The 1609-nt window shown below is 33.3% G+C and carries 1 protein-coding gene; it reads left to right on the top strand.

The window, feature by feature from the left end:
- Positions 1-659: 659 nt before the first annotated feature.
- A partial coding sequence (locus J536_RS24285) for a YjgN family protein (protein WP_050680468.1) occupies positions 660-1609 on the top strand: 950 nt, incomplete at its 3' end.

Genomic DNA, 1609 nt, shown 5'->3' with positions numbered 1-1609 from the left:
TTTATAGAATTATGGTGGCAGAACGAGAAAGGGTTCGCAGACTAGTAATAACTCAAACTAGCACACCCGTAGGTGTCCCTCTCCCGTCCTACCGCTACGGGAAAGGGACGAGTAGCTACCACACAAGACTATTCCTCAGAAGAAATAACTCTGATGCGGGAGATAATATTCAGCCTGTCAAAGCCGGCTGGCAATGTGGCCAGCAGGCAAAGGATAGTGCTCTACCCTATTGCAGTCAAGCACACAAAACGACATTTGTTTTAAATTAGATCATTAAAAAGTAAGGATAAATAATGAATGAGTTATTGTTAAATTGGGGTTTATAACGGGATTGAATTTTATATAGATATATTAGTTTTAACAGGTAAGATGAGAATATAAAAATGGTAAATGATGAAATTAATGATGTAGAAAGTTTTTCTTAGAATTACTACTAAATTTACAATCACAATAAGTCACCGATACCTTTAAACCTATTATTTATACTTCTCGCGATAAGCTTTCTGCTCCGAATAATTCAACAAAAAAGAGCTGATAAATTATTGCTTGCTTTTTATTCTATTTATTTCAATTTATAAAAAATATATAATATTCTCAATAGTTTTCTAATTATCTATTACATTCAATCAAGATCATATATTTTCAATAAAGAGAATAAAATGCAAGACCAAGCTTTAACCTCTCTTCCTCAAGATTTAAATGAGGATCAAAATATTACAACTCCACCAATTTCACACTCAGGAATTCATCATTTTAAGTTTCATGGGAATGCCTCAGAATATTTTGGAATCTGGATCGTTAATATTCTTTTGACTATTATTACTTTAAGCTTCTATGCGCCTTGGGCTAAAGTTCGTCGCTTACGCTATTTCTATGGCAATACAGAATTTTTTGAACGTCGCTTTGATTTTACAGGCATTCCAACCAAGATTTTGATTGGACGTTTAATTGCATTAGGAATTTACGTCGTATTTGCAATTTCCTCACAGTATTCAATGATTGCGACTGTGGTTGGACTAGTTGCGCTATATGCAGCAGTACCTTGGCTAATTCGCGCTACTTTGCGTTTTACTGCAAGAAATAGTAAGTTCGGCAACGCACGTTTTTATTTTGGTGGAACAATAAAAGAATCTTATAAAGTCTTTCTTTTGAGTATATTGGTATATATTTTCACTCTAGGAATCTTTACACCTGTAGCTATTTGGCTATATAAAAAATATTATCTTAACAACTTATATGCTGGACAATTAAATTTTAAATTAAACGCGAAATGGTCTGCATATATGGCTGCAGTTTATATACCAGTTTTTATTGCAATTGGTATAATTTCTATTTTTTCAATCATTTACTTTGCTATGGCAGGAACAATTTCTGGGTTCTCACCAAACGCTATATTCTTTGGAATATTTACGGTATATGCATTTATTGGATTATTTATTTATCCATTAATTGCTGCACGTATTTTTATTACGACATGGAACAATACTACAGTTGGAAACAGTCAATTTAAAACAGACTGTAATCAATGGCGTTTTGCATGGATTGTAGCATCGAACTGGATTGTAAAAATCTTATCCATAGGTTTAATGTCTGCTTGGGCTGCAGTTCG

Origin of the sequence: Acinetobacter sp. 809848 (genome assembly GCF_000581275.1) — a bacterium.
Taxonomy (GTDB): domain Bacteria; phylum Pseudomonadota; class Gammaproteobacteria; order Pseudomonadales; family Moraxellaceae; genus Acinetobacter; species Acinetobacter pittii.
The sequence above is the reverse complement of the archived record's forward strand: the minus strand, read 5'-3'. Positions and strand labels throughout refer to the sequence as shown.